Consider the following 26,830-nt stretch of genomic DNA (forward strand, 5'->3'; position numbering starts at 1 on the left):
AATGTTCGGGATGACGTGCCATTTGAAAGCGCGTATCTTCACTCTCGACAGTCGCGGAAGGCGGCTGTCAATCGAAGAGGAGCCATCGATGCAACTGTCGCCCAACTTCTCGCTGGAGGAACTGATCGCGTCGGAGGTGGCAGCACGAGCTGGCATCAACAATTCGCCAGGTCCTGCCGTCATCGAGAACCTCCGCCGGCTCGCGCAGGGCCTCGAATTGGTCCGCCTGGCGGTCGGATCGCGTCCCATCCACATCAACAGCGGCTACCGCAGCCCCGCGCTCAACGCCCGGGTTGGCGGCGTATCGAGCAGCGCCCACGTCAGGGGGCTCGCCGCCGACATCGTCTGTCCCCAGTTCGGCTCGCCCCTCGAGGTCTGTCGGGCGATTGCCGAGCAGGATCTGGAGACCGACCAGATCATTCATGAATTCGGCAAGTGGTGTCACGTGGCGTTCGCGGCGCCCGGCAGTGTCGCGCGCAGACAGCACCTGACGATTGCGAGCGCATCGAAGGGCTACGCGCAAGGGCTCAATCCGGTGGCATGAGATGAGCAAGCCGCAGGCGCCGGCGCTGGCCAATCCCGGGTTCGCCCGCTCGCGCAGGCCCTTGCCATGAGCCGTTGGTCATGGCTTGTTCCTCAGTTCCTCGCATCCTGCGCGATGCCCTGGTGCGCCCTCGCATGGGCCCAGCACAGCGCGGCCACCGATCGCATGCTCGCAGGCGTGGTGCACGTCCAATGTGACGTGGAATTCGAGGGCGAGATCTCGACCGCCGAGAGCGGCTCAGGATTTCTGATTGCCGCTGCCGATCACGTCGTGACCAACAACCATGTCGTCACCGAATGCAATCCGGAGCGACGGCTCGAGGTCACGAAGAAGGTGATGTTCGACCGGTTCGTCGGCGAGCTGAGTCAGAACAAGGTCCCGCGACTCATCCTGGAGGAGCTCGACGCCAATCCCGATCTGCTCGACCGCGTGCAGAAAGACAAGGAGTTCGGGCGCCGCTACCTGCTCGACCGCGTGACGAAGATTGCCGCGTCCGAAGCCAAGGCGAGGGCGCCCAGCATCACGCAGAAGCTGTACGTCGTCGTGCCAGGCAAGGTTTCGAGTGAGCCCGTTCGATTCGACGTGACGCGCATTGCCTGGAATTCACAGACCAGCAGCAGCAATGCAAGGGCTACCGGCGTCGACATGGCCATCCTGAAACTCGACAGGCCGATCCCCAACCGGCTGGCGGTGACGCTCGCGACCGGCAGTTCCGTGCAAGTCAACGACCAGGTCTACGCCGTAGGCTTCCCGGGAGCCTCGGCCACGGTCGAGTCCAACAAGTATGTGCCCACGATGAAGCGCGGAATCGTGAGCAAGCTCGGCGGCGAGTCTCCATTCTTGTCGGACGAGGGACGGGCCAAGGGCCTCAAGGGCACGCCTGTCATCGAAACCGATGCCGCCATCGGTCCCGGCAACTCGGGGGGGCCGCTCTACAACCAGTTTGGCGATGTGCTCGGCATCAACACCTTCGTGCCCAGGAAGGGGACCGGCATTGGCTGGGCGCAGAACATCGACGTCCTGATTCCGGTGATGCAGGACCTGGGCTTGCCGCTTCCCGAGATCCGCCGCACCCCTGCGGGCTGGATGGAGGAGAACCGAGGGCTGGCCACGACCGGCGTGGCCGCAGCAGCGCTGGCCCTGCTCGCAGGACTGATCCTTGTGGGGTTCAAGAAGTTTTCGCGGCCGACGTTGGCAGCACCGACGCCCTCGGCCTCTCCGGCGGCGGCACGGCCACGTGCCGCGCTGCCCAAGGCCACGATCATGGGCCGGGCGGGCCAGTTCAAGAATGTGTCGGTGCCCATCCCTGCGGAAGGATTGATTCTTGGCCGTGAAGGCGGAGGCAACGGGCATCTCACCTTCGCCGCAGAGAGCGACCTGAGTCGCAGGCATTGCTCGATCTCCTTTGACGAACCGGCCCGGCGCTTCAAGGTCACGGATCTCGGTTCGAGCAACGGAACCTTCACCGTTCCGGACGGGACCCGGCTCGGCGCGAACCAGTCCTTGATGTGCAAACCCGGACAGACGATTCGCCTCGGTCGCGACAACGTGTTCGAACTGACGTTGGGATGACGGCCTGTCGCCGGGCCGTGATTGCGAGGAGCGCCTGCCATGGTCGACTTGTCGGGGAGGGTGCTTCGCGAGCGCTACCGCATCGTCAGGAAGATCGGCGCTGGTGCAATGAGCGAGGTCTTTCTGGCCGTCCATCCCCATCATGCGGACATGCGCTTTGCGCTCAAGGTTCTCCGGCAGGACCTGGTCCACCAGACCGATCTCGGCCACAGGTTTCGGGAAGAGGGTCGGGTGCTGGAACGCCTCGACCATCCGGGCATCGTGCGGGTGCACGAGGTCTTCGAGACGGATGGCGCGCTGTGCATGGCGCTGGCCTTTGTGGACGGCCGGTCGCTGGAGGACATGCTGCGAGAGCATGGCGCACTCGATGCTTCGGTCGCACTGCCGATCTTCAAGGTGGTCCTCTCGGCGCTCGACTATGCCCACCGGTCACATGTGATCCATCGCGATGTCAAGCCATCGAACATCCTGATCGACCGCGAGGGGCGGGCCTTGCTGTGCGACTTCGGCATCGCCAGGCAGATCGGGCGGCGCGGCACGACGGGCATTGGCATGACACTCGGCACGCCGCAGTACATGAGCCCCGAGCAGATCCAGGCCCCGCAGCAGATTGACCATCGCTCGGACCTCTATTCCGCCGGGATCATGCTCTACGAGATGCTCACCGGCAGGGTGCCGTTCGGGGACGCTTCGACGGATTCGGACTATGCGGTCCTGCAGCAGCACGTGCACACGGACCCGCCCGACCCACGGACTTTCAATCCGGCCATTGACGTCCGAATCTGCGCCGTGCTGCATAAAGCCTTGCGCAAGAATCCGGGACAGCGCTTCCAGGGCGGCTCGGAGTTCTGGCAGGCGATAGAGCTGGCGGTGGCGGGCGTCGACCCGCCGGACGAAGGCGGGAGGCCACCACCATCGCCTTCGCCTCCGTCACCGACGTCGCGGACGGTGCGCAGGCGCTACAGCGTCTACCGGCATGCGCACAGGAATGACGAGGCCGTGAAGATCGGCTTCAGTTGGCCCGCGCTCTGTCTGGGCGTTGTCTGGATGTTCGCGAAGCGGCTTTCCGGGTACGCGCTGGCGTGGATCGGCTGCATCGTCGTCGTGGCAGCGATGTTCGCCGTGGTCTCGCAGATGCCTCGCGATGGGCTCACCATAGCGCTGTACGGCCTGCTGGCCGTCGTTGCCGCCATGGTCTGGGTGATGCCGGCGCTCAGGGGCAACGGCTGGCGGGAGCGCCACCTGCTGCGACGCGGCTACGTCTTCGTGGGCGAGGTGGGCGCGCCAACGGCCGAAGTTGCACTGGCCAGCGCGCCGACAGCGCCGCGCCCTGGATCTGCGCGCTAGTTCGACTGCGTGACGGGTGGGCAACGCGCCTTCAGATCCGCGGCGGAGACGAGCGTGCCATGCTGCCGCAGGCCGGCGTCATCGGCCTTGATGGAGCCGGCCAGGGGCTCGAACACGGGATCGCTGGACCGCTTCGCGATCGCGGCGGCGACAACGGCAGGTCCGATCGAACCCAACTGCTGCATGGCTTCGCCGTATTTCGTGGCGTACTGATCCATGTTGACCTTCATATCGGCCAGCCTGATGCGAAACTTTTCCGCGCGATCGGGATCCCCGGTCTTGCGCGCGAGGTCGAGGCCCGGCTCCTTGGCGTGGTATTCCTTCAACTCGCGGCAAAACAGGTTGTGCGACGTCATCGCGCTCACCAGGGCCTCGTCGGCCTTGGTCGCGGCAAGACGCTCGGCCTGAAGCGCATTCTCCTTCTCCTTGATCCTGGCCTCCCGATTGACGCCCTCGCGCCAGTGAAGGAGCACGAAGATGCCGATGGCGGCGATGACGCAGGCGACGGCGAGCGAGGGAACGAGGACCTTGATGAACCGTCGCCACCACAGGTAATCGGCGATGGCCTTGCGGAAGTCGCCACAGCCCTGGAAGCGGAGCGCCGGGTCGCGTTGCAAGGCCGTCGCAACGATGCGCGCGATTGGTTCCGGAACATCGGGGCGGAAGCTGCGCACATCCGGGGCGTCCTGATGAAGCTGGGGCAGCGCCGCGCCGTGCTGTTCGGGATCGACGTCGAACGGCAAGCGGCCACAGAGCATCTCGAAGAAGAGCACGCCCGCCGAGAAGACGTCGGAGCGATGGTCGATCTCGAATGGGCTGAGCACCTGTTCGGGGCTCATGTATTCCGCGGTGCCGGCACCGACCACGCCGCTGTCGCGCGACTTGCCGCCAACGTCGCGCGAGATGCCGAAGTCGGTGACTCGCGGGCGTGAATCATCCTTGGCCACGATCACGTTGGCGGGCTTCACGTCGCAGTGAAGAATGCCGATCTTGTGCGCGTGGTCCAGACCGCTCAGGATTCCCGTCATCAGCGGCAACGCGACCGTCAGTGCGAGTCCGCCGGGTGACTCGACGATCATGTCTGCCAGCGACTTGCCTTCGACGTAGCTCTGGATCAGGCAGTAGTGGTCATTCCAGAGCAGGAAGTCGTACATGCCGACAACGTTGTCGTGCTCGAGCCGCGACTGCTTGGTGGCCTCGTCGCGAAGCATGGCGACGAACCGGGGCTGGTCCGAGAACTCCCGCCTCAAGACCTTGATCGCATACCTCTTGTCCGGAACGTTGAGATTTTCGGCGAGGAAGACCTCGCCCATCCCGCCGCCGCCGAGCTTGCGGCGTATGACGAAGTGACCCCCGATCGTGTCTCCGCCCACCAGGCTGCTGTCGGATTGCGATCTCATTGCCGGTCGTGTGCGTTCGGTCAACCCTTCAGCAGGAGATCAAGCATGTTGCTTGTCTTGACCTTGAGCTCTTCCAGGCGTCGGGCCTTCTCCTGCTGCGAGATGCTGGTGTCTTGCTCGAGCGCCTGCGCCTGCCTGGTGCTTTCGGCCAGACGACGTGCCCGGTCGCTCTTTCGCTGCCGGTCCTGCGGGGTCGCCGCTGGCGCTGCATCGTTCACCTTGCTCATCTGGTCGAGCCGCGCCTTGAGCTGGCTGGCGCTGAGCTGGCGGCTTCGCAGATCCGTGCGCAACTGATCTCTCTGCCTCGTCAGTTCGGCCTGTGTCTGCTCCTCCGACGCGAGGATGCTTTGCTTCGCGTCCACGCGACCTTGGGTCGCGGTGATGTCCGACTGGAGTTCGGCAATCGCGCACCCCAGGAGGCTGGCTGCGGCCGCCATGGAGATCATCGACGCATGGATGCGACGCATGGCTAGGCGACCCTGGCTCGCTGCGCTGCGAGCAGATCGACCTGCCGCTGCGCTTCGGCAAGCAACTGCTCCTGCCTCGCGATCGACGCATCGAGCTCGGTGGAAGCCGGCTTGTTCTGGGTGCGGTAGGCCTTGACCTCCCTGAGCGCTTCGTTGCCCTTGGCCACTTGCTCGCGGGCGGCCTTGACCTCGTTGTCGCGCGCCTCGCGCTCCTGGGCCAGGCGCTCGTTCGAGACCTTCTTTTGCTGGATCTGCGCGACGAGAACGTCGGTGCTCTGGGCGGTGGCGGCCACCTGCTTGCTCAACTCGGCGTTGAGTTGCTGGCTGTCCTCGTTGAGGCCTCGCACATACTTGATCCGCGCATCGAGGTTGTTCTCATGCCCGGCGAGCTGCTGCTTTCTCTTGTCCAGATTGGATGCATAGGTGTAGCAGATGGCGGCACCGCCAGCGCCAAGTACCACGCCCGCCGTGAGGCAGTCGCGATCGGATCGTCCCGTCGCCTTGCATATCAGGTAGGTCGCGGCTGCGGCACCGGCGCCGCATTGCAAGCTCGCCGTCTGAGGCGCCGTCTGGCAGCCGACCAACGCCGCCAGGCTGATGACCAACCATCCTGATCTCGTGCATTCCATGTTCATCTTGATCGCTCCCAGCTTCTGACGCCAAGCAGGCCGACGCGGCGCTCGCCATCGATGACGGCTAGTTCGCCCGGTCTTCGTCCGTTCTGTCCCTGACGGGTCGCACCTCGCTTTGCGAAGGCACGTCGTCCGTCGACTGGAGCTTGCCCTGGTCAGCCGCCGGCGGACGGATCTTCCGGAACGTGAACAGGGTCGCACCAGCCTGGATCAGTGCGTCATCGGACAGGTCGATGCCCAAGGTGTCGATCTGCTCGCCGTTGACGTAGGTGCCGTTCGTGCTGTTGCAATCGCTGATGCGGTACTTCTCTCGCTGGCAAAGAATCAGGAAGTGCGCGCTCGACAGCTTGTCGTCTTCCGGCACCATCACGTCGGAAGGACGATTGCCCTCCACGCTCACGGTGCCGGAGCCCACGTAGTTGCGGCCTTCGTGCAGCTCGAACAAGGTGCCCAGGCCCGACCAGCTGAAGGTCACGACAATGCCGGTCAGTCGGCGGCCGTGGCTTGAACGAACGGGAGCCTGCGACGACGACATTTCATCGGGGTACAGCACCTTCGTGGCGCCTCGCGGCGGGCGACTTCCGTGGGAGGAAGCCTGTGCGGCCGTGCCGACAGGTTCGACCCGTCCGGCGTCCGGCATGTCGATGCGGGTTTCTCGACGACCGGCCGTGGCGTGTCGAGCCGGCGGAGAGGCGTCTGCGGCATACCCGCCGAAATCCTCTGTCGGGTTGATTCGCGTGGCGCCTGGCCCTGCGGCCGACGAAGCGGTCGACGCGGTCGACGCGCGCGTGGCACTCGTCGACGGATCCATCTGGGTTCTTTCGCCGGCGTTCTTTTCCGCTTCGCAGTAAGGGCACTTGACCCAGTCGAGCGCCATCGGATGCCCGGCCTCGCAGCGCCTTGACGAAGTAGAGAGCGGCTTGGCCGACTGGTTGCCGAAACCTCCCACCAGGCCACGCCACAAAGACTTATCACTCATGATGGGAAGACCTCCCTAACGAGAATGTCGAACCACTCACCGAGATGTCGCGCCACGCAGGCAAATCGTTGAATCCATATTCTGCCGCGAACCATTCAGTGTCAACCCCAGACGGATGGTCTATCGGCGAGCTATGCCAACTCGACGATGGCCTTCAGTCCTAGTGCATTCGCCTCATGGATTGATGACCTCCGACGGGGCGTCCGTCGGCTTCTGGAGGGCCGGCGCGGGCACGGTTGGCGCCGTCTGATCAGGCATTGCGATGTCCGGCCGCTTGCTTGCGGCATCGGCTTCGACCGTGCTTCCGGACGACCCGCTTCCAGGGCTCGCGTCGGCCGCCTGGTTTCGCGATGGAGGCGGGAGCCGCTTCGATTTCGGCGGCTCCTTCGCGCCCTGACGCGAGGCGCCGCCGGACTGTCTGGGCGGCTTGATCTGGGGAAGGGGAGGCGCACCAGGCTCTGGCACTCCGGCGCCGGGTGCTTCCGGGACCCGTGGACCCGCTGGCGTGGGCGAGGCACCCGGAGCGCGAACTTGGCCACGATCGGGCGTTGGCATTGGCGTGGGCGTTGGCGTCGGCGAGTTTTGCGCTTCTTGCTGCCCTGGCACGGCAGGCGTTCTCACGGCCGCAGGCTCGGCGGCGGGTCGTACGGCCGTGTCGGCTGGCACCCGGTCAAGCTTGGGGAAGAGCCACGCGGCCACGCCACCCCCCGCCAGGGCGGCTCCCAGCGCTGCGGAAATCAGCGACGTCCAGAGTGTGCCGCGCGATGGCGGGACGAATCGCGACAGCCACCCGCCGCTGCGCTGGTAGCCGATCAGTTGGACAGTGACGTTGTCTTCACCACCCTTGATGAGTGCGCATTCGATCAGTCGATCGGTGGCGCGCTGGGGGTCTTCAGCCGCGCTCAGGACGCGCGCAATTTCCTCGTCGGACACATAGCCGCACAGTCCGTCCGAACACAGCAGGATGCGATCGCCCGCGTCGACGGCCATCCAGTCACTGACGTCAGCCTGCACCGATGGCTGATGACCGACCGCCCTGTCCAGCAAGCTGGCATCGGGATGCACGGCGGCCTGCTCGGGGGTGAGCAAGCCGCCATCCATCATGCGTTGAACGCGGGTGTGGTCGCGCGTCAGTTGCCTGAGACCGCTGGCGCGACGCCATAGATACGCGCGGCTGTCGCCGACATGCGCGACCATGAAGCGCTTGTCCGACGTGATGAGCGCGACCGCGGTGGCGCCCATCTCGCAGGTCTCGGGATCGTTCGGATTGCGACGCGAATGAACTTCCTCATTGGCCGCGGCAAAGGCCTCGCGCACGCCGTCGGCGAATCGCAGCGAATCCGGCGGAATCTTTGCGAGCGCTTCCTGCAGCGAGCGAACCGTCAGCTCCGCCGCGAGCGCACCGCCGAGGTGTCCGCCCATGCCGTCCGACACCACATACACATCGCCAAACGCCGTGGGCGTCCAACCCATGCGATCTTCGTTGGCCTTGCGCACATAGCCGGTCTCCGATCTGGCGCCCCGTACCCAGGCCGATGCGGCGGAGCCCATGGGTTCACCGTTCATCGAACGCGAGGTTCGAACCCCGAACGGGCGGCGTTGTCGATCGCCTCCGGACTCAAGACTTCGAACGTGCTGCGCCCGAGCGCCACGACATCGCCGGGCGAGAGGGATCGCGTGTTGCCATTGAACGAGACGCCGTTCAACTCAGACCCATTGCGCGAACCGAGGTCGGTGACATAAAGGGCGTTGCCTTCCGCCTTCAAGGCCAGGTGATGACCGGAGATGAAGTCGTCGCCGCTCAGAACCAGGTCGTTGTCGGATGCGGCGCCGATGCGGATCGGTGACGCGGTGACGAGAAATCGAATACCGTGCGCCACGCCCGACAAGCCATTGACGATCGCGATCGTCCTGCGCTCGCCAGGCAACGGCCAGCGATAGGCGATGAGCGTGGGACGCGGCGGCCTGCCGCCCTCGGGCGGCGGTACACGCGTCTCGGGCAACGGAGCGCCGACCGGCGGCGGTGGTGGCATCGGCGCCAAATCGGGTTCGTCAACTCTGCGTCTGCGCACGAAGAGGAACACGACAAGCAGCAGCAGCAGGAGCAGAAGAAGGCCCACGCCGATCTTGACCGCCAGCGGTGCGCGGGAAATGGATTCTCGAACTGTCGCGAACCACCCGGTCGGCGGCGGAACGGGGAGCGTGCTCGTGGCGGTGGTCGAAGCGCCCGCAGGCGCAGCAGCAGCGGCCACCTCGGCCCTGAGTGGCAGCGAATGCGCGGGACCCTCCTTCGGACGGTACAGCAGCGCCGGCGCCTCCGCCTTGCGCCCGTCCGGCGCGGTCGCATAGTCGAACGTGATGTCGTACAGCGGTCGTGGCAGGGACCGATCGATGAAATTGCCGAGCGCATCGGCCAGTTCGTTGCGGTTGTTGGCGACCGTGAAGCGGCCGCCCGTTGCCCCCGCCAGGGTCGACATCACGCCGGCGGCGGAAGCCGCCAGTGCGCCGAATCCGATCGCGTCGATGGCCACGGCGGGGCGCGCGCTGGCACGTTCGATGAGCGCTTCGCGGGAGAGGCTGCTGCCTTCATCGCTCCCATCGGACACGACGAGCAGCCGCTTCCATGCCGCGTCGGAGCTGCGCAGCTCCGCCAAGGCACCGGCGACAGCATCGTTCAAGCGGGTCTTGCCTTCGCGTTCGAGCGTGATTCGCCCGACAGCATCCGCCACCAACGCAGGATCGCTGGACAGGCCAAGCAGGTGGGTTGATTGCGTACCGAATGCCACGATAGCGACCTTCATGGGCAGTCGCGTCTCGCCGCTGCGCGGGACCAGTGCCTTCTGAAGCGCCTCTCGCATGGCCTTGATGGCCGCGGGACCCATCGACCCGCTGCGATCGACGCAGATGAGGAGGGCGGCCGAGTTGGCCTCGGGAGGCGCCTTGTCCAGCTTCGAAGCCGGGATCTCGGCAGCCCCGTCGAGGCGCATGGCGAACTCGCTCGCTTGCGGGGTCGCCGAGGCGTCAACCCGAGTGCGCGCGACAACCTTGCCCGGGCTCTCCTGTCTGGCCGACACCACCTCGGTCTGTGCAAACACGCTGGCCATTCCGGCTGCACACAGAGCGGTGCAAAGCGTGACGCGAATGCTTGTTCGAGACATTGCACCCTCTCCTGGACGCGATGGGAAGGCAGTTGCTGGACGCGGTCGCGGTCCGACGTCGCAGGCCACGTCGAGCCTTCGCGCGGGGCGTCGGTCCAAGCGTGATTTCAGAGAGCCGTCGCAGCAAGTTATAGCCCCTTGAAAGTCGACTGTCGAGCTAACCAAACGCACTGTCGGCCGTGACGTCATCAATTGTTTGGAGCCTGCTGCAGACGCTCTGCGAGCCGGTTCTCGAGCGCAGCAATGGCACTGAAGCTGTACTGCTTCCTGGGGATGTGCAGAGCCAGGATCTGGAGTACGTTCAGCCTGATCGCGCGGCTGCGCATCACGTCGGAGTGCGCGTGCGCTGCCCACGCGCGGACATCGAGGAGTCTCGAAATGCTCAACAGCACTGTGCTGGAAGTTGCCATCGGCTTGGTGTTCTGCTTCGCCTCCGTGAGCTTGATCACGAGCCAGATCAACGAGGCCATCTCATCGTTCCTCGGCTTGCGAGCCCGAGGTCTTCTTCAAGGCATCAAGGAGTTGCTGAACGACAAGAAGTTCAACTCGCTGGCGCTGGCGATCTATCGACACTCATTGGCGAATCCGTTGGGCTCATTGATGATCGGCAGCGAGAAGGACTTGAAGTCCAAGCCGTCGTACATGGAACCGCTGCACTTCGCTCAGGCGCTGCTGGACAGTGTGCAGACCAATGCGGTGGGCGCAGGCAAGAACGGCCTGGACCTCGCGATCGCGATCGATCACGTCGGCGATCCGCAGATCCGAGGCATGCTGGCGGCGATGTATCGAAGGGCGAATGGACGGCGTGAGGCCATCGAGACGCAGTTGTCGGCCTGGTTCGATTCGGGAATGGAACGCGTGGCAGGCACTTACAAGCGCCGCACCCAGGCGGTGTCCTTCGTCATCGGCCTGGCGGTTGCGGCGGCACTGAACATCGATAGCGTGGGCCTCTTCAGCGCGATCTGGGCGCGCCCCGCCTACACGGCGCAAATCTCGGCGGGCGCGGGTCTCGAGGGGCAGGCGCTTTCATCGACTGTTGAAACGATGGCAAAGCTCCCGGTCGGATGGACGACAGACCGCTTGAATGCGTTCGACTTGCAGGATGCCAGGACCTGGCAACAGGTGGCTGGCTGGCTGCTGACTGCTCTTTCTGTATTGTTTGGGGCGCCGTTCTGGTTCGACGCGTTGCAGAAGCTGGTGCAACTGCGAGGAACCGGGAAGAAGCCCGGTGAAGGCGAGAAGGATGACAAGGATGGATGACCATCCTGCATCGATGGGACGAGCGGGTATTCAAGTCGACTGGCCCTATCTCAATCGGAGCGGACGCCGACAACGGCGACGGGGATGGCAAGAACCGCGAGGCCGGCCGCTGCCATCGCTTTGCGATAGTCCTGTGCGATCAACTGGTAGGAGGCCGTGGCGGAGGTGGTCGCAAGCGGCTCCCACTGCGCTGGCGACAAGCCTGCAAGCGTCGCGTGTCGCCGGATCAGCGTGCGCGGCGGCTTCGGTCTGCTGCTGGAGTTGGAGTCGCGCGAAGCGATCGACGCCTGCAGATCGAGCAGCGCCAGGTGCATCCCCACATGCATTCCCAAGAGAAAGAGGTGCCGATGGCGAGGGCCGAGTCGCGCGGCGATCAGCGTACCCATCGCGAGATCAGCGGCCTCTATCCGAAAGCGCAAGTTGGCTGCGTCATGCACGGTGGCCGACTCCAGCACGAAAGGGCCCTCTACCTGAAGGAATGCAGCCGCCCGCTGAGCGTTTGCAAAGTGCTCGGCCAGCGTCGAACGTACGTGCTGCTGCTCGGAAGGCGACGAATTCGCGACGCCCCCGAGGACGTGACTCGCATATCCCATGTTGAGTCCCAGATGCCACGCCGCAAGGCGATGCCCCGGAGCCAGCGTTGCCTCGCGTGCGGCCGAGGCCGCCGCCACCTGCGCAGCTTCGCGTTCAAGTTTCGGCTGCAAGTCGCGCTCCAGATACCAGACCATCACGGGCATGCTCAGCGCCATGAACGATTCGCTGACCGCGATATACAGGAGGGCCAGCGCGAGCGTGGCGAGAAGCATCCGGCGGGTACCGCCTCGCAGAAGACTGGACGTCATGGTCATGCGCAGGCACCGCGAAAAATGGCCAAAGGCTTACATTAGCTCAGACCACCCGGATTGCAAGTTCAATCGAGGTACACGTCATGTCGGTCGGCGAGCTCTCGTACCATTTCCATGTGACGCTCATCGTCGGCGTGCTGGTGCTGGCGTTCGTGCAATGGCGTTACCGGGTGGCAGTCCTTGCCGGCATGGCCTCTGCGCCGGGCGATGCGCTTGCGGTGCGCGGCACGCCTGCGGCATCGCTGGCGTCGCTCCATGCCATCGAGGCCATCCCGAATCACGAAGACCGGGCGATGGCCTGGGAGCGCACCGTGCATCGACGGGTCATCGCCGGATGGCTGCTTTCGGTCGGTGTTGCCTCGGTGCTTCTCGCGATTACCTACCTCGCAAGCGGAGAGATCCCCGTCAATCTGGCGCGGGTCTCCTTGACGGCGGGTGTGTACCTGTGCGCCGTCGTGCCGATGGTCGGAGTGTCACTCGCCTGGCCGTGGCCGCGTGGCGCCTTGTTTGGCGTTGCGCTCCTGGCAGCAGGCGCCGCGACGACCGTCGGCGCGTTGCTCTTGCAGCGAAGCCTCAGCGGAGAGCCGATCACTTTCGACGTGTCGCGACGATTCCTTGATTTTCTTCAGCTTGCCGCAGTCGTCCTGGCGCTTCCAATGTTCCTGATCCTGGGCAGCGGTGTGTCGAGGTTTCGGGGTGTGGTGCCAATCACTTTTGCGGGTCTGCTGGTTTTTGGTACGGCGCCGTTTCTTGGAGTCCAAGCCACGCGGGCGCTGGCGGACTCCCACGCGGGCGGCGCGTTGATCCTGGGAAGCTATGGGCTCTTTGGGCACCTGGCTTGGCACCTGACCTTTCTGGCCGTTGCCGTTCCAGTGGGATGGGTCGCATGGAAGCGCCTGCATGTCCTGGCGCGCGCCTACGAGCACAAGCGCTTTTCGGATGTGCAGTTGCTGGCACGCGCCTGGTGGCTCATGCTCGTCGCCAGTGTGGCTTCAGGCGTCGGCAGCAGCGAGCACGCCGCATGGGGCGCTGCAGGGTGCGTGGCGACCTATGTCGTATTCGTTTTCATCAGTGTCCGAGTTTTCGGATGGCTCAAGGTGACGCGTGATGCACCGCCGCCGCGCAACTTGCTGTTGCTGCGCGTGTTCGGCGATACGGCAAGAACCGGAAGGTTGTTCGATCGCATCGGAAACCGCTGGCGCTACTTCGGTCCGGTGAGCGTCATCGCGGCACCGGACGTTGTCGCGCGGACCATCGACCCCGGCGACTACCTGCACTACATGCTCGGCACCGTCGATGAGACTTTCGTGCGTTCGGCTGCCGATCTGCAACGCAGGCTCGACGCTCAGGACACGCAGCGCGACCCCGATGGCCGGTTTCGCATCAACGAGTTCTGCTGCGCCGACACGACCTGGCAGGCCACCGTGGTCGAGCTCATGATCCGTGCCGACGCGATCGTGATGGACCTGCGCGGCATCTCGCATGAACGGCGCGGCTGCGAGTACGAATTGCGGCAACTCGCCACGTTTGTCGCGCCTCAGCGTGTGGTCCTGGTGGTGGACGACACCACCGAGGTCGACCTGGTCCGATCCATGCTTGGGCCGGCCTCCCAAGGCATGGGAATGAAGTTCCGCAAACTCGGCAGGTCCCGCCTGGCCCGCACGGATGACCTTTTTCGCGACCTGCTCCGGGCTGCGCATTGAGCGTGCGCCTCCCATGTAGCTCTTGGCCACAACAGGGGCGCGCGCGAGCCCTCCTTCGGCCGGAGGATGGACGCGGTCGGCGCTCGCATGCAGAATCGCCTCAAACCACGGGAAGCGCGCGTGATACCACACCTGCGATTCGACCAACTCTACGTCGTCTCAGACCTGCACTTCGGCGGCGACGTCGGGTTCCAGATTTTCGGATCGACCGACGCGATGGTCTGGCTGATCGGCGAATTGGGCCGTCGCGACCCGGCTCAGCAGGTCGCACTCTTGATCAACGGTGACTTCATCGACTTTCTTGCCGAAAGCGATCCGCGCCACTTCGATCCATTCGGCGCGATCACCAAGCTCGAGCGCATCGCGCAAACAGATCCGACGTTCGAGCCCATCTTCGCGGCGTTGCGCGCATTTCTCGATCTGCCGAACCGGCACCTGATCGTGAACCTTGGCAACCACGACCTCGAGCTAGCACTGCCCTGGGTTCGCCGTCGCCTTGCCGAACTGCTCGTGGGCGAAGCGCCCGAAGACGGAGACGCCACGCGCCGACTGCACTTGGTCACGGACGGCACCGGGGTCTCCTGCACGGTCGGTGGCCGCAGCGTGCTGTGTGTGCATGGCAACGAGGTCGATCGGTGGAATCCATCGGATTTCGAACGGATTCGCGAGATCGGACGGGACGTGCAACTCGGTCGTCCGGTCGAATCTTGGATCCCCAATGCCGGCACCCAGATGGTGATCGACGTGATGAATGGCGTGAAGCGGACCTTTCCGTTTGTCGACCTGCTCAAGCCCGAGAAGGAAGGTGTCGTTCCGGTGCTGGCGGCGTGTGATCCAAGCCAGCTGGCGTCGCTCGATCGCGTCGCAGGCCTCGTCGGCGTCGCCGGCAACCGGCTGTCGGCCGCACTGCGCAAGCCGCGCGGGATGCTCGGCGAAGAGGCGGCATCTGCGCCCCTTTCAGCTTCATCGAGTCCGCTGGCCGGGGCTTTCTCTCGACGCGATGCTCGGGTCGTTGCCAACCAGATGATGCTGGCAGTCGAAGAAGCGGTTCGACGCGATATCGACCCGCTGGAAATGGTCGAAGGCCTTGAAGCCAGCCAGCTGGGCATGGCGGGCGCACTCTGGAAATGGATCAACGATCAGCCCACCGAGGAAGTCCTGCGCGAAGCGCTGGACAAACTCGACCGCGACCGAAGTTTCGACACGCGCGACTACGACGACACGGCAAAGGCGCTGGACAGGGAGATATCGCCTGTGATCGACTTCGTGGTGGCCGGACACACCCACCTCGAGCGCGCACTTCCGCGCCGCAACGGGGGCGGCGTCTATTTCAACAGCGGCACCTGGGCGCGCCTGATCCGCATCGTGCCCAAGGTACGGCAGGACGCTGCCGGATTCGCGCGTCTGTTCAAGGTGCTCCAGCATGGCGACATGAGCAAGCTCGATGCGGAACCCGGGCTTGTTCTCAGGCCGAACTCGGTCGTCGCGATCCGTGCGGAAGCAGCAGCGGGCGCAGCGAAGGGCCAGTTGTTCCATATCGCTGCGATACCCTCGGCGCCGAAGACGCCGACCGCGTATCAATGGGAAGCCGTTCCCGACACCGAGTTCGTGAGGGCCGGCTGATGCGCACGATCACACTCGAATTGCTGCGCCACGGCCCGCCGCACAACCAGTTGCTCTCGCCGCTGACCGACTACCTCGCACTGTGTGAGAACCATTCCGCGGTCTCGTGGCGCGTGCCGTTCGAACACAACCAGATGCTGTATCGACTGCGCGCGCTGAGCTACCAGATGGGCGAGGAGCCGCGCGAGTTCCAGGTCGTCGATACGGCGCGGGTGTTGGGCGAGGTGCTTGGTCGCATCCCGGGCCTCACGGCCGATCTGAACTGGCAGGATGCAGCCGATGATGCGCGCCGCGGCGACGACTGCGATCGAGTCACCCACCTGCGCCTGATTCTGTCCGCCTCCGAACTCGCGTTGCTGCCCTTCGAGCTGGCGACCGCGCCGAGCGGCTTTCCGGGCGCCGGCCAGCCGCTGTCGCTTCAGTCGCAGCAACCCGTTTGCATCACGCGCGAGACGCGCCGCGTTCCGGACGAGTTCGTGGTCTGGCCCAAACATCCGCGCGTGCTGTTCGCCTACGCGTCTCCGCCGGGCCTGGAGCCGGTACCGGCCGAAGCGCACCTCCTCGCCTTGCGTCGCGCCCTGATTCCGTGGCTCGCGTTGCCCGACAACATCGACGAGGCCGAGCGTCGCGCCATCGTCGCGGAACGGCTGGCCCTGATCCCGGACGCCACGGTCGCGACCCTCGAGGAAGCCTGCGCGAGCGGACGCTACACGCATGTCCATATCCTGGCCCACGGGGTCGAGCTGCGAACGGACTACGACGTGCGCTACGGACTTGCGCTGCACGCGCCGGCCGAGCCGTCGGGTCGCGAGGTTGTTTCCGGCGAGCGCCTTGCGAGCATCCTGCGTGCCGCGAAGCGCAACGAGCCCGGCTGCTTCACCCGCCCCGCCGTGGTGACCCTGGCCAGTTGCCACAGCGGCAATGTCGGTACCGTGACCGGCGTGGGTGCGAGCATCGGACATGCGTTGCACGAGGCCGGCGTCCCGCTCGTCGTGGCAAGTCAGTTCCCGTTGTCGTTCGGTGGATCCGTGATGCTGGTACAGGATCTCTACGAAGGCCTGCTCTGGGGCGAGGATCCGCGCAAGCTGCTCGTCGGCTTGCGGCGGCGGTTGCATGCCCGATTTCGCCAGACGCACGACTGGGCCAGCCTGACCGCCTACGCGACACTTCCCCCCGACTTCGAGAGTCAGCTCGCCGATGCGTGCATTCAACAGGCCATGGGCAGCATCGACAACGCGCTCGGCGCGGCGGACCGGGTGCTGCGGACTCTGTCTGCGCGCGACAAGCCGACGTCGCAGACGGACGCGGAGCCTTCGGAATCGAGTCGGGTCGACATGATCTCGCAGGCCCTGGTACACGTGGCCGCCGCACGACGGCGCCTCGAAGCAGCGATGGCCTCGTATCCGAAGCAGAGCGCGCGGATCCTCGCGCAACTCGCGAGCACTCACAAGCGCGAGGCGCAGTTGCGCTTTCACGCGCTCGGTGACTGGACCGTCGGCGTGAGCGATCTGACGCCGGACGGCGCACGCATCATCGAAGGCCTGGAGCTTGCCCGCAGCCTCTACTGGGATGCCTACATCCTTCGACGCTCGGACCCCTGGGTGGTCGTTCAATACCTTTCGCTCACGCTCGTGCTCCAGAGCTTGGGCCGTCTGCCCAAGCCCCTCGACCGCGCCGATCAGGACACGCTGTCGTTGTGGCTCGCTGCCGAAGTTCAATCGCTCAATGACGCGGAAGCGGGGGACGCAGGCCATCGCGCCTGGGCCTACGGCAATCTGGCGGAGCTCTACCTGCTGGCACCGCTGGTGAAGGGCCTGTCGACCTTGCGGCCGAACGAGGACTTCGGAAAGCGCGCGGTTGACGCCGCGCATCGCATTGTTGCATTGACCAAGGCTTCATCGTTCCACGCCTTCTCGACTCGGCGGCAAGTGCTGCGCTATCTCGAATGGTTGAACGGGTTGGCACCCGACTTCGTGGCGCTCGAGCCCGTGGCCGAAGCCATGCTGGCTGCGCTGCCGTCGAGCGTGCAGCCGACTTGGGACTATTGACTTCCCACGCCGCCATCGCGGCCAAGACGGCTCACCGCGCGTCCCCGATGCGACGCGCAGCGGGTTGCGGATCAAGTGCAAGGCTGCAGTTCAGCGCACGGGCGGCCGGTAGCGCGTTTCCGGACCCGACAACGCGCCGCCGCGGGACAAATTGGGCCCGGCGGGCTCCAGTTCGTAGTTGTCCGGATCGTTCATGAATTCGCGCACGACGCTCGACCTCGGGGCCGTCACTCTGCCATTGGCGTTCCACCAGGCTTGCGCATCGACGATGTGGCTCAGATGGCATTGATCGAGCTGGTATTGGCCCCCGCCGTGCAAAATAACGACGCTGTGGATGCTTTCCCTGGCATCGGCGAATCGCAGCTTGTTCTGTTTCTGCATCTTCTTCGCGACCTTGAGAAAGAGCTGCCTGCCCTCGAAAGTGTCCAGGCTCGGATTGGCACCGAGGAAGACATAGCGAGCGTCCAGCACGGTCAGTTCGAAATCCTGGCCCAGGCCCGCGACGCGGAACGTCCCTGGCCCGGACGCTCCGCCCTCCCGTGTCTTGCTGTAGGACCGCTCGGTGAGCGTGTCGTAGCTGAACATCGGAATGCCTTGGTACGTCTCGAAGCTCTTGACCACCGCGATCTTGTCGTTGCGGCTGTAGATCCGGATGTACGCGCCCTCGACCAGTCCGGCCGGATGCTTGGTGTCAGGGAACAGCACGTCGATCAGGGGCTGGATCGCGTAGGCCAGGCGGTTCATGTTCCTGTTCAGCGCCGCCACCTCGTTCGCCTGGCGCGGGTTGTCCTCGTGCTGCAGTTCAAGCATCTTCTTGCGAACCGCCTGCGCCAGTTTGAAGGCCACCCGGTGCGGCTCCCGAAGGACATCCAGGCTCTTGGTCGCCTCGCCGTTGATCCGGTCGAGGACCTTCGCTAGAAAGACGAACACCGGCATCGGCGACGACTCGACCATCAGTTCACCTTCACGGCTTTCCCCTTTGAAGAACAGCGTGTGCGAGCTGCCATCTTTGGCGTTGAAATGCGTGTGCGCCTTCCACCATTCGCTGCCCGGCGAGGCGCCTGCTGCGGTCGTTGACGCGGGAACGTCGAGGCTCTGGTCAAGCTTCGGATTGATGGTGGCGGTGATCCACCATGTCCCGTTCTTCTCGTAGGGTTGTATCGACGTCAGGCCGTATCGGAGCCTGATGGCGCCCAGCACCGGGTTCAGCAAGGAGCGTGTGACCCTTCCGCTGAGCTTCCGGGCGGCCGCCACGGAGGCGCGGGCGGCCAGCCTGAGCCTTTCGTTCGGGTCCTTCGGAACACCGACCTGCACCACGGCCTTGCCCGCCGCCGTCACCTTCGCCATACCCTTTTCAACGAGCTTCCGACCCTTCATGACCAGGGGCTTGAACTTGTTGAGCACCCAGTCGATGCCGCGAATGACGGGCTGCCGGATCCTGTCGATGAAGCGCGTCACCTTGTCCTTGAGGTCTCCCAACCCGAAGACGCCGACCAGGAAGTCGAGGGCGATCGTGATGAACTTCGTGAGCGCCGCCGTGATGTGCTTGACGATGCCGCCGACATTGCCCTTGACCGCCATCTCGACGGAATCCACGAAGGATTCGATCAGGTCCAGGATCTTGTCGCGCGCTTCGACGATGAACTTCAGCAGCCGGACGATCTTCTCGGCGATCGCGATGAAGCCACCACCGGGTACGAGCATCTTGCCGACTTCCAGGATGACCTTCTTGATTGCCGCGTAGAGCACGTTCTCCTTGATCATCTCCAGGGTCTCTTCGAGGATGTCGCCCAGGGAGTTCTTGATTTCGCCCCACAGCCCGCTCAGGCCTTCCTTCTTGACGAGGTCGAAGACCTCCAGGCCCTTGTCGAGCAGAACCTCTCCGCGCCGGAAGGCATTCGCAACGACCTTGCCGTAGACGACTTCCATCCGCTCGAAGACGGTTTCCTTGCTCAGGCTCAGCAATTGCGTGAAGAGACTGAAGATGCCTTGGGGTCCCAGGTCCTTGGGCATCTGGACCGTCACGCCACTCGACCCGCGCAACCAGTCGAAGAAAGCCGTCGCGAGGAACTGGCCGATGCCTTCGATGAAGGCCGAGAAGCCGTGGCCGATCCCGCCGACCAAATTACTGAAGAAGGCGCGAGGGCTCGAGACGATATCGCCGATCAGGTGGGCCAGGCGTCCCAGGAGCTCCAGGATCCGGGTCGCGAACTCGATGATCGCGTTGACGACGGCCTTGACCTTGTTCCAGGCCTTCTCGAACCAGCTGGTCAGCACATCCTTCTTGATTTCCTCGAACCGGGCCTCGAGCTTGCCGAGGCTCTGGTTGTAGGTGCGAGCCATGTCGCCGATGACTTCCTGCTGCTTGTCCCGGACGTTCTCGTCGAGCTGATCGAACTTGCCGGTGACCGCATCGAGCACGTTCCTGGCTTCTTCCTGCTCTTTCGGGTTGAGCCCGGCGTACGCCGTGGCGACCCGTGCCTTGCCGTCGCGCACGTGCTTGCGCGCCGCGTTCAGGGCCGCCACGACCGGCTTGGCGATCTTCTCCTCGACCTGCGCGTTGACGTCGTAGACGAAGATGCTGCGCGCCGTCCTGAAGAGCGACGCCGCGGATCGGTCGCGGACCGTCTTGAGCGCTTCGAGGTAGGCCGGATCCGCGGCAAGGAAGGCAGACGGACGCCCATCGCGATCGCGGATGCGCTTTTCATACTCTTCCTTGATCTCGCTTTCGTGCTTGTCCTTCCAATCGCTGTAGTCGAAGACTCCCGGCGTGTAGATGTACTCGAGATCGTTCCTGACGAGCCCGTCGAAGGAATCCTGCGCCTTGGTCAGGATGCCCGCGAAGGTGTCGTTGATGCCCTCCAGCTTGACCAGCTCGCCGTTGACCTTGGTCTTGGTGTCTGCGTAGATCCCTTCGATTTCCTTGAAGACCGCGTTCTTCTTGCGTTCCAGGCTTTCCTTGTGCTTCTGCTGCGCCTCCAGCACTGCGTCGAAGCTCTTCTTGCGTGCCCCGTGCTGCAGTTGCAGACCGCCGTTGACGACGGCACGCATGTCCTGTTGCGTTTGGCCGATCAGCTTTCTTTCCTCTTCCCGGTAGCGCGGCTGGGTCTTGCGGATTTCGTCCTGGGCCTTGCGCTTGGCCGCACCGGCTTCGTCGAAGCTCGGTTCGCCGGACACAGGCAGAGCCAGCGAGGCTTCGTCGATGTTGACGCGCTGGCCGCCGATGCTGTGGTTCTGCAGGGCATCGTCCAGGGAGCGGCTCTTGTCGTCCAGGGAGATCTGCTCGTCCGCCTTCGGCTTGGGCGCGGCGATGCCGGCCTGCTGGATCGCCGGGGTGGTGCCGGCAGGATCGGCCACCAGTTCGGGCTTCGCCTCGGGCTCGCGAGCCTGCTGGTAGCTGGCGGCATCCTTGGCCGCTTCGGTGCGCAGGGAGCCGGAATGGACGTTGGCCTGCCGGACGACGGCCACCTTCACGTTGGCGCTGGCGATGCCGCGTCCGACCACGGACGGCTCCGAATCTTGTTCATCCTTGCTTTTCGGAAGGCTGTCGGCCAGCCCGGTGGTCAGGGCCTTGAACTGCCCCATGAACTGGTCGACCGTGAGGTCCTGCGGTTGCGTCTCTTCGAGCCGGCCGAGATGACTGCTGTAGGCGTCCTGCTTGCTGGCTTCCTGAGCGCTCAGCTTCGCGGCATTCAGAGTTTCGGCCTGTTTCTTCTGCGGGGTTCGATGGGGCGTCTTCTCACGCGCCGCCTTTGTCTTCAGCTGCTGCACCACCGATTGATAGGCGGGATCTTCGTCGGGCGTGGCCGGCGGTATGGCGACTGCGGCAGGCGCCGCGGGCGCAGTCGGCTCGACAGCTGCCGCCTCGGCCGCTTGGCCTGTTTCGGCGCCGGTGGTGCCTGGCGCGATGATCGGGGACTTGTCGGGCGCGTGCGCGGTCACGCCCTGGACTTCTTTCTGCAATTCGGCCGGCTGCACCGGCGACCCCGTCGGGCCGGGGCCGCTGACGGTGGCCGGCTCGGGCTGCTCTCGCGCCGGCTCCGGCGCGGCCTTGAGTTGCACGGTGCCGCCGAGGCCAGGCCGGACGGTCAGCCGCTTGGACTGCACGAGCCGCGCGACGCCGCGGTTTCCCAAGGTTCGCTGAAGGAGCAGAACGCGATGCGGCGCTGTCGGGACTGCCGAGGCCGTGCGCTTCGCGGTGCCCGCCGCCGGGCTTCTGGCGCCCATGGTGCTCGCGCGCCGACCTTGCGCTTCTTGCCTGACGCGCATGCGCGCGGCTGCCCCCGGAAATGCTTGGCACGCACTCGCCATGTCTGCTCCGATCCTGACGTCGCGGGACAGACTCATCGTAGTCTCGCCCACGCATTTCGACAAAGAAACGCGCGAGAGGGTGAAGGCTATCGCTTCCCCCAGAGCGTCGTCATGTCGGAAAGAGGCGCCGGGGTTGGCGCAAGGCTGTCCACCGACGGCAAGACAATATTTCGTGCGAGCGATGACACGAGTCTCTGCGGCAGTCGAACGGCGTCAGGTCTCCAGATCCTGGACGAAATCGGCCTCGAGTCGCGGCCACGCGCGGGCAGGTCGAGGTTGCCGGCGTACGCACGGTTCTGTTCGGAGGTGGCGCTGATCGAGATCCCTTTCGATGTACGCTGTTCGGGGGATGCGAAGAACGAGACAGTGACGCACAATCGGCCGAAGTCGTAAAGCGTTCAGCTTGCCAGCATTGGAGCTTCACCATGCCCACTGCCTCTTTCGCGGACTCTCTGCCGTTCATCCTTCGATGGGAGGGCGGCTACGTCAATCATCCGGCCGATCCCGGCGGGGCGACAAACCGTGGCGTGACCCAGAAGGTGTACGACGCCTGGCGCCAGAAGCAAGGACAGTCGGCACAAGACGTGCGCCAGTTGTCTGACGCCGAAATGCGCAGCATTTACGAAACAAATTACTGGCGGCCCGCGCGCTGCGACACCTTGGAGCGCAAGCTCGATGTCGCGCACTTCGACACCGCTGTCAATATGGGCGTCGGGCGCGCAGTCCGCTTTCTGCAGGCGGCGTTGGGATGCCAGGTCGATGGCGCCTTTGGCGACGGCACGTTGCGGGCGGTGCAGCAATGCAACGACCTCGCGAAGACGCTGGTGAACTACTGCAACGAACGCGAGGCGTTCTACGATCGGCTGGTCGTGACCAATCCGAAGCTGGCCGTCTTCCGCAAGGGTTGGAACAACCGCCTGAATGCACTGCGCAAGGAGGTTGGCCTGCCCGGCTATGAAGCCGACGTCCCAACGGATTACGGGGACGCGGACCATATCGCGCGCGTTCCGGACATTGGCGAAGACCCGATCTACGACTTCTGACGCCGTTCGCCGTGGAACCCGCGACTTGGCAGCATCGGGCGGAGGTTGCGTTGGAGTCGCTGCACGGCATGTGTGACGAAGCGGACGTGGCAACCGCCAAGCCCTTGGTCGAGGCGTTGCGCAACGAGCGGGACTACCCACGCATGCTGCGGCTCGCCGAGGCAGTGCGTCGGCTTGATCCGGGCGACGCGAAGAATCGACGTCTGCTGGCGCAGGCGCTGATCGAGAGCGGCCTGGCAACCGTGGCCGTCGACGTGCTGCGCGCCCTGACAGACAGCCTGGGCGCGGCGCACCCCGAGCGCGCGGAGGCCCAGGGACTGCTCGGCCGAGCCTGGAAGCAAATCTTCTTCGACACGGCCGACAAGTCTGCACCTGCGGCACAGTGCGCCCTGACAGCGGCCATCGATGTGTACCGCGAACCCTATGAATTTGACGAAGGCAACACGTGGCATGGCGTCAATCTGCTGGCGCTGGTCCATCGCGCGCGTCGCATGGGGCTTGCGGTCGCACCCGACCTGCAGCTCAAGCCCCTGGCCCGGAAGTTGGTTGCCACCCTGGAGGCCAGGCCCTTGGCGCTGCGCGACGAGTGGTTCCTGCCGACGTTGGCCGAGGCGTCGTTGGGCCTGGGCGACTGGGACGTTGTGGAGCGTCGAGTCCACGAGTACGTCGCATCGCCGGACGCCAAGGCCTTCCTGGTCGCCAGCACCTTGCGCCAATTTTCCGAGGTCTGGGACCTCGAGCGCGGTGACGATCCCCGCGGGCGCAGTCTCGTTGCACTCCTTCGCAGTCGCCTGCTCGCATTGCCCTCGGCTCAGATCGAACTCAGCCCGGGCAGGGTGCGGGAGCTTCAGACCGTCGAAACGCCCAGCGCCGCACAGCTGGAGGCGGTGCTCGGAAAAGACGGACCGCAGACCTACGAGTGGTGGCTCACGGGCCTGAAGCGCGCGCGTTCGGTGGCTGCTGTGAAGCGCCGGTTCGGTCGTCGTGTCGGTACCGGCTTCCTGGTTCGGGCCGGCGATCTGGGAATGGACCCGCCGGATGAACTGATGGTGCTGACCAACTACCACGTCGTGAACCAGTCCGGCCAGAGTCCGGGCATCCCGCCAGGCGAAGCGCAGGTCGTGTTCGAGGCCGCCGAGGGCAGTCCGGTGTTCGACGTCAAGGACATCGTCTGGTCTGCTCCGCCGGACCGGCAGGACGCCAGCCTGCTTCGTCTGCAATCGCCGGTGACAAATATCGAGCCCATGCCGATCTCGGGCCGCCTGCCCGACTGGCCGCCGCCCGAAGGTGGCGCGCGAGCGCCGCGCGTGTACGTGATCGGCCACCCAGGGGGTCGTGATCTCTCGTTCTCCTTTCAGGACAACGAACTGCTGGGTCACGAAGGTCCCCCGTCGGGCAAGCCACCGGTGGAAGGGGTCTGCCGCGTGCACTACCGTGCGCCTACAGAAGGAGGCAGCTCCGGCAGCCCGGTCTTCAACGACAACGCCTGGGCGGTGATCGCCCTGCATCACATGGGCGGCGAACTCGGCATGCCGCATCTCAATGGAGAAGCAGGAAGCTACGCGGCCAACGAGGGGATTTCGATGCAGTCCATCGCCGAGGCAATCTCCCAGAGTCGGCAAGGCAGCGCCTGAGAGCGCACCAGGTCGGCGCGATCTGCAGGTCGCATTGCAGGATCAAACGCGTCGCAGCCCGGGGACGCCGCGAACCGACATAGGAGATACCATGCGCAGCTGCTTCGTCTCGATCCCGTTCGGCGTCAAGCCTGGACAGGATGGCCATCCGATCGACTTCGACGCGATCTACAACCAAGTCATCGCGCCAGCGGTGCGCGACTTGGGCATCGAATGCCGCCGGCTCGACGAATTCGCGCCGAGCGCGATCTGGCAGAAGATGCTGTTCAGCGCGTTGATCGGCAGCGACCTGATGATCGCCGACCTCAGCACGCACAACCCCAACGTGCTGTACGAACTGGGCGTGCGCCATGCATTGCGCCGGGGCCGCACGCTCCTGATTTCGAGCCACGGGCAGTTGCCGTTCGACCTGAACTATGCGCAGGTGCTGTTCTACAGCGTGCAAGATGGGCGCCTGCAGGACGCCGACACCTTCCGCTCGACCCTTCAGTCGTTGGTGCGGCAGAGTCAGCGCTCGACCATCAGCGACAGCCCCCTTTACGAGTTCTATCCGGATCTCGACGTCAGCCTGCCGCCGGAGCTTGCGCTCGAGCGCAGCGTCCAGCGCACGTCGCTGGCGAAGGCGAACAGGCCCTTCGTGCAGAGTGTCGTCGAGTCGCCATCACGTGCCGCGCGGGAGCTTGAGGAGACCGCTCAAGCGGTGCGCGCAGCGCCCGGCAGCGACCCGATGGCGTACCTCTCGCTGATGCGCAAATCGCGCGACCTGTCGCAGTGGGACCAGGTGGTGGCACTCGCTGCGCAAGCGCCCCCGGAGATCGGCCAGTCGCCCGAGGTGCGCCAGCTCCTGGCGCTGGCGCTCAACCGGCGCAACGCCGACGGCGACCGCGAGCGTGCAATCGCGCTCATGGAAGAACTGGTGGCGGAGACCGGTGGCGACGGCGAGACGTTCGGCATCCTCGGGCGCATCTACAAGGACCTTGCCGACCAGGCGGCGAGCGTTGGAGACCGCGCCGCCAGCCAGGCCCACCTCGATCATGCGCTGCAGAGTTATCGCGCTGGGTTCGAGAAGAATCCGAAGGACTACTATCCCGGCGTCAATGTGGTGACCTTGCTGCAGCAGCGTGGCGACCCGGCGGCGCTGGCCGAACTGGCGCAGGTGCTGCCACGTGTGCGCGCCGCGCTGCAAGAACGCATGGAGGAGGGCGTGCCCGACTACTGGGCGCTGGCGACCGATCTCGAACTGTCGCTGGTGGCCGGCGATTGGCCGGCCGCTGAGCACGCGGTCGACCGTGCGCTGAGCGTTGCGACGTCGCGCTGGATGCTGGACAGCACGCTGCACAACGTCGAGCGGCTGCTCGAACGCCTGCCTCCCAACGCGGATCGGTCCCGGGTCGAAGCGATCATCGGCCGCCTGCGGGCAGCCTCCAGCAAGAGTGGAGAAGTTCGATGATCGACTACGACATCGCGCTGCGAGCGCTGCGCAGCGACATTGTCAAGCTCGCCGCGCTGGAACAGGAGCGCCTGGACCTCAACAACTCGCCGTATCCTGCGGCGATGAAGGACGAGCGCGACCGCGATCTGCTTGTGGAGATCGAACGCCGCCGCAAGTGGTTGAGCCAGATCCTGCACGACCTGGTCGACTTCCCGCCTTACCACGTGCGCCACAGCAAGGAGATCGACAAGTTCCACCAGATCGCCGACTTCGAGCGATCGGTCTTCATCATGACGAAGTTTGTCGACCCCAAAAAGCCGACTGCGGAAGACGAGCCGCTGCTGGCCGTGATCGAAGCGGTGCGCGCCGCGGTCGTGGCCGCAGGGGCGACGCCCCGACTGGCCAGCGACGCCCGTTTCCACCCACTGCTCTGGGACAACGTCGAGTTGTACTTGCTCGGCTGCCGGCGCGGCATCGCGATCGTCGAGGACAAGGTCCTGCCCGAACTGAATCCGAACGTCGCAATGGAATGGGGCTGGATGCGCGGGATGGGTCGCGACGTGCTCTACCTGGTCGAGAAGGACTTCAAGAAGCAGCGCGCCGACTGGGGCGGCCTGATCGAGGCGTCGTTCGACTGGGCGGATCCCAAGCCAGGCGTCGACGCTGGCGTTGGCGCCTGGCTGAAGGAGTGAATCCGATGCAACGTAGACCCACTGCTAGATGTGAAGGCCCAATAGGTTGTATCTGTTCATCTGAGTTGAGTTTGAGAGACTGGGAATCGCCAAACCCCCGGATCACTCAAGGAACCCAACCAGATGAACATTCATAAGAA

General features: G+C 64.9%; 20 protein-coding genes. 11 read left to right on the forward strand and 9 right to left on the reverse strand.

Going from position 1 to position 26,830, the window contains the following annotated elements; all coding sequences use genetic code 11:
- Window positions 1-88 precede the first annotated feature (88 nt).
- The 3 genes from QTI04_RS02815 (at window position 89) to QTI04_RS02825 (ending at window position 3,463) form a co-directional block, all read left to right on the forward strand.
- Window positions 89-544 (forward strand): D-Ala-D-Ala carboxypeptidase family metallohydrolase, encoded by a 456-nt coding sequence (locus tag QTI04_RS02815; RefSeq protein ID WP_286614116.1) that lies wholly within the window; start codon window positions 89-91, stop codon window positions 542-544.
- Between the two features lie 66 nt (window positions 545-610).
- A complete protein-coding gene (locus QTI04_RS02820) occupies window positions 611-2,116 on the forward strand; it encodes a trypsin-like peptidase domain-containing protein (protein ID WP_286614117.1) in 1,506 nt (501 codons plus the stop codon).
- Window positions 2,117-2,155: 39 nt separating this feature from the next.
- Window positions 2,156-3,463, forward strand: coding sequence for a serine/threonine-protein kinase (locus tag QTI04_RS02825; RefSeq protein ID WP_286614118.1), 1,308 nt, complete (start codon window positions 2,156-2,158; stop codon window positions 3,461-3,463).
- Here QTI04_RS02825 and QTI04_RS02830 read toward each other — a convergent pair.
- From QTI04_RS02830 to QTI04_RS02860, 7 genes are all read right to left on the reverse strand, one after another.
- Window positions 3,460-4,863, reverse strand: coding sequence for a serine/threonine-protein kinase (locus QTI04_RS02830; RefSeq protein ID WP_286614119.1), 1,404 nt, complete (start codon window positions 4,861-4,863; stop codon window positions 3,460-3,462). The two genes, QTI04_RS02825 and QTI04_RS02830, sit on opposite strands and share 4 nt — an antisense overlap.
- A 20-nt stretch (window positions 4,864-4,883) precedes the next feature.
- Window positions 4,884-5,330 (reverse strand): hypothetical protein, encoded by a 447-nt coding sequence (locus QTI04_RS02835; protein ID WP_286614120.1) that lies wholly within the window; start codon window positions 5,328-5,330, stop codon window positions 4,884-4,886.
- Between the two features lie 2 nt (window positions 5,331-5,332).
- The gene (locus QTI04_RS02840) at window positions 5,333-5,959 is read right to left on the reverse strand and encodes a hypothetical protein (protein WP_286614121.1); all 627 of its coding nucleotides are present in this window, start codon (window positions 5,957-5,959) and stop codon (window positions 5,333-5,335) included.
- A 67-nt stretch (window positions 5,960-6,026) separates the two neighbouring features.
- Window positions 6,027-6,941 (reverse strand): FHA domain-containing protein, encoded by a 915-nt coding sequence (locus QTI04_RS02845; protein ID WP_286614122.1) that lies wholly within the window; start codon window positions 6,939-6,941, stop codon window positions 6,027-6,029.
- A 174-nt stretch (window positions 6,942-7,115) separates the two neighbouring features.
- On the reverse strand, window positions 7,116-8,507 hold the full coding sequence (locus QTI04_RS02850) for a protein phosphatase 2C domain-containing protein (RefSeq protein ID WP_286614123.1): 1,392 nt from the start codon (window positions 8,505-8,507) through the stop codon (window positions 7,116-7,118).
- The gene (locus tag QTI04_RS02855) at window positions 8,504-10,099 is read right to left on the reverse strand and encodes an FHA domain-containing protein (RefSeq protein WP_286614124.1); all 1,596 of its coding nucleotides are present in this window, start codon (window positions 10,097-10,099) and stop codon (window positions 8,504-8,506) included. Before QTI04_RS02855 ends, QTI04_RS02850 begins: the two co-directional genes overlap by 4 nt.
- A gap of 188 nt (window positions 10,100-10,287) precedes the next feature.
- Window positions 10,288-10,485 (reverse strand): hypothetical protein, encoded by a 198-nt coding sequence (locus tag QTI04_RS02860; protein WP_286614125.1) that lies wholly within the window; start codon window positions 10,483-10,485, stop codon window positions 10,288-10,290.
- Between QTI04_RS02860 and QTI04_RS02865 the strand changes: the two genes are divergently transcribed.
- Complete coding sequence (locus QTI04_RS02865) at window positions 10,478-11,359, forward strand: hypothetical protein (protein ID WP_286614126.1); 882 nt, start codon at window positions 10,478-10,480, stop codon at window positions 11,357-11,359. The two genes, QTI04_RS02860 and QTI04_RS02865, sit on opposite strands and share 8 nt — an antisense overlap.
- Window positions 11,360-11,409: 50 nt before the next feature.
- On the opposite strand, the gene QTI04_RS02870 is transcribed toward QTI04_RS02865, so the two are convergent.
- Complete coding sequence (locus QTI04_RS02870) at window positions 11,410-12,207, reverse strand: hypothetical protein (RefSeq protein WP_286614127.1); 798 nt, start codon at window positions 12,205-12,207, stop codon at window positions 11,410-11,412.
- A gap of 80 nt (window positions 12,208-12,287) precedes the next feature.
- Here QTI04_RS02870 and QTI04_RS02875 point away from each other — a divergent pair, with 80 nt between their 5' ends.
- The 3 genes from QTI04_RS02875 to QTI04_RS02885 all read left to right on the forward strand — a co-directional run bounded on the left by QTI04_RS02875 (window position 12,288) and on the right by QTI04_RS02885 (window position 17,578).
- Window positions 12,288-13,907, forward strand: coding sequence for a hypothetical protein (locus QTI04_RS02875; RefSeq protein ID WP_286614128.1), 1,620 nt, complete (start codon window positions 12,288-12,290; stop codon window positions 13,905-13,907).
- 87 nt (window positions 13,908-13,994) lie between these two features.
- Window positions 13,995-15,530, forward strand: coding sequence for a metallophosphoesterase (locus QTI04_RS02880; protein WP_286614129.1), 1,536 nt, complete (start codon window positions 13,995-13,997; stop codon window positions 15,528-15,530).
- Entirely contained in the window at window positions 15,530-17,578 is a 2,049-nt protein-coding gene (locus tag QTI04_RS02885) for a CHAT domain-containing protein (RefSeq protein ID WP_286614130.1), read from the forward strand. The genes QTI04_RS02880 and QTI04_RS02885 overlap by 1 nt, the downstream gene beginning before the upstream one ends.
- 90 nt (window positions 17,579-17,668) lie before the next feature.
- Here QTI04_RS02885 and QTI04_RS02890 read toward each other — a convergent pair whose 3' ends face one another.
- Window positions 17,669-21,805, reverse strand: a complete 4,137-nt coding sequence (locus tag QTI04_RS02890; protein ID WP_286614131.1) for a hypothetical protein — start codon at window positions 21,803-21,805, stop codon at window positions 17,669-17,671.
- 509 nt (window positions 21,806-22,314) lie between these two features.
- Between QTI04_RS02890 and QTI04_RS02895 the strand changes: the two genes are divergently transcribed.
- The 4 genes from QTI04_RS02895 to QTI04_RS02910 all read left to right on the forward strand — a co-directional run bounded on the left by QTI04_RS02895 (window position 22,315) and on the right by QTI04_RS02910 (window position 26,690).
- Window positions 22,315-22,932 carry a glycoside hydrolase family 108 protein gene (locus QTI04_RS02895; protein WP_286614132.1) on the forward strand — a complete coding sequence of 206 codons (618 nt, stop codon included), beginning with the start codon at window positions 22,315-22,317 and terminating at the stop codon, window positions 22,930-22,932.
- Between the two features lie 68 nt (window positions 22,933-23,000).
- Window positions 23,001-24,566 (forward strand): serine protease, encoded by a 1,566-nt coding sequence (locus QTI04_RS02900; protein WP_286614133.1) that lies wholly within the window; start codon window positions 23,001-23,003, stop codon window positions 24,564-24,566.
- 91 nt (window positions 24,567-24,657) lie between these two features.
- The gene (locus tag QTI04_RS02905) at window positions 24,658-26,016 is read left to right on the forward strand and encodes a TRAFs-binding domain-containing protein (RefSeq protein WP_286614134.1); all 1,359 of its coding nucleotides are present in this window, start codon (window positions 24,658-24,660) and stop codon (window positions 26,014-26,016) included.
- Window positions 26,013-26,690, forward strand: a complete 678-nt coding sequence (locus tag QTI04_RS02910; protein WP_286614135.1) for a hypothetical protein — start codon at window positions 26,013-26,015, stop codon at window positions 26,688-26,690. The genes QTI04_RS02905 and QTI04_RS02910 overlap by 4 nt, the downstream gene beginning before the upstream one ends.
- Window positions 26,691-26,830: the final 140 nt, after the last annotated feature.

Origin of the sequence: Variovorax sp. J22R115 (assembly GCF_030317005.1) — a bacterium.
GTDB lineage: Bacteria > Pseudomonadota > Gammaproteobacteria > Burkholderiales > Burkholderiaceae_C > Variovorax.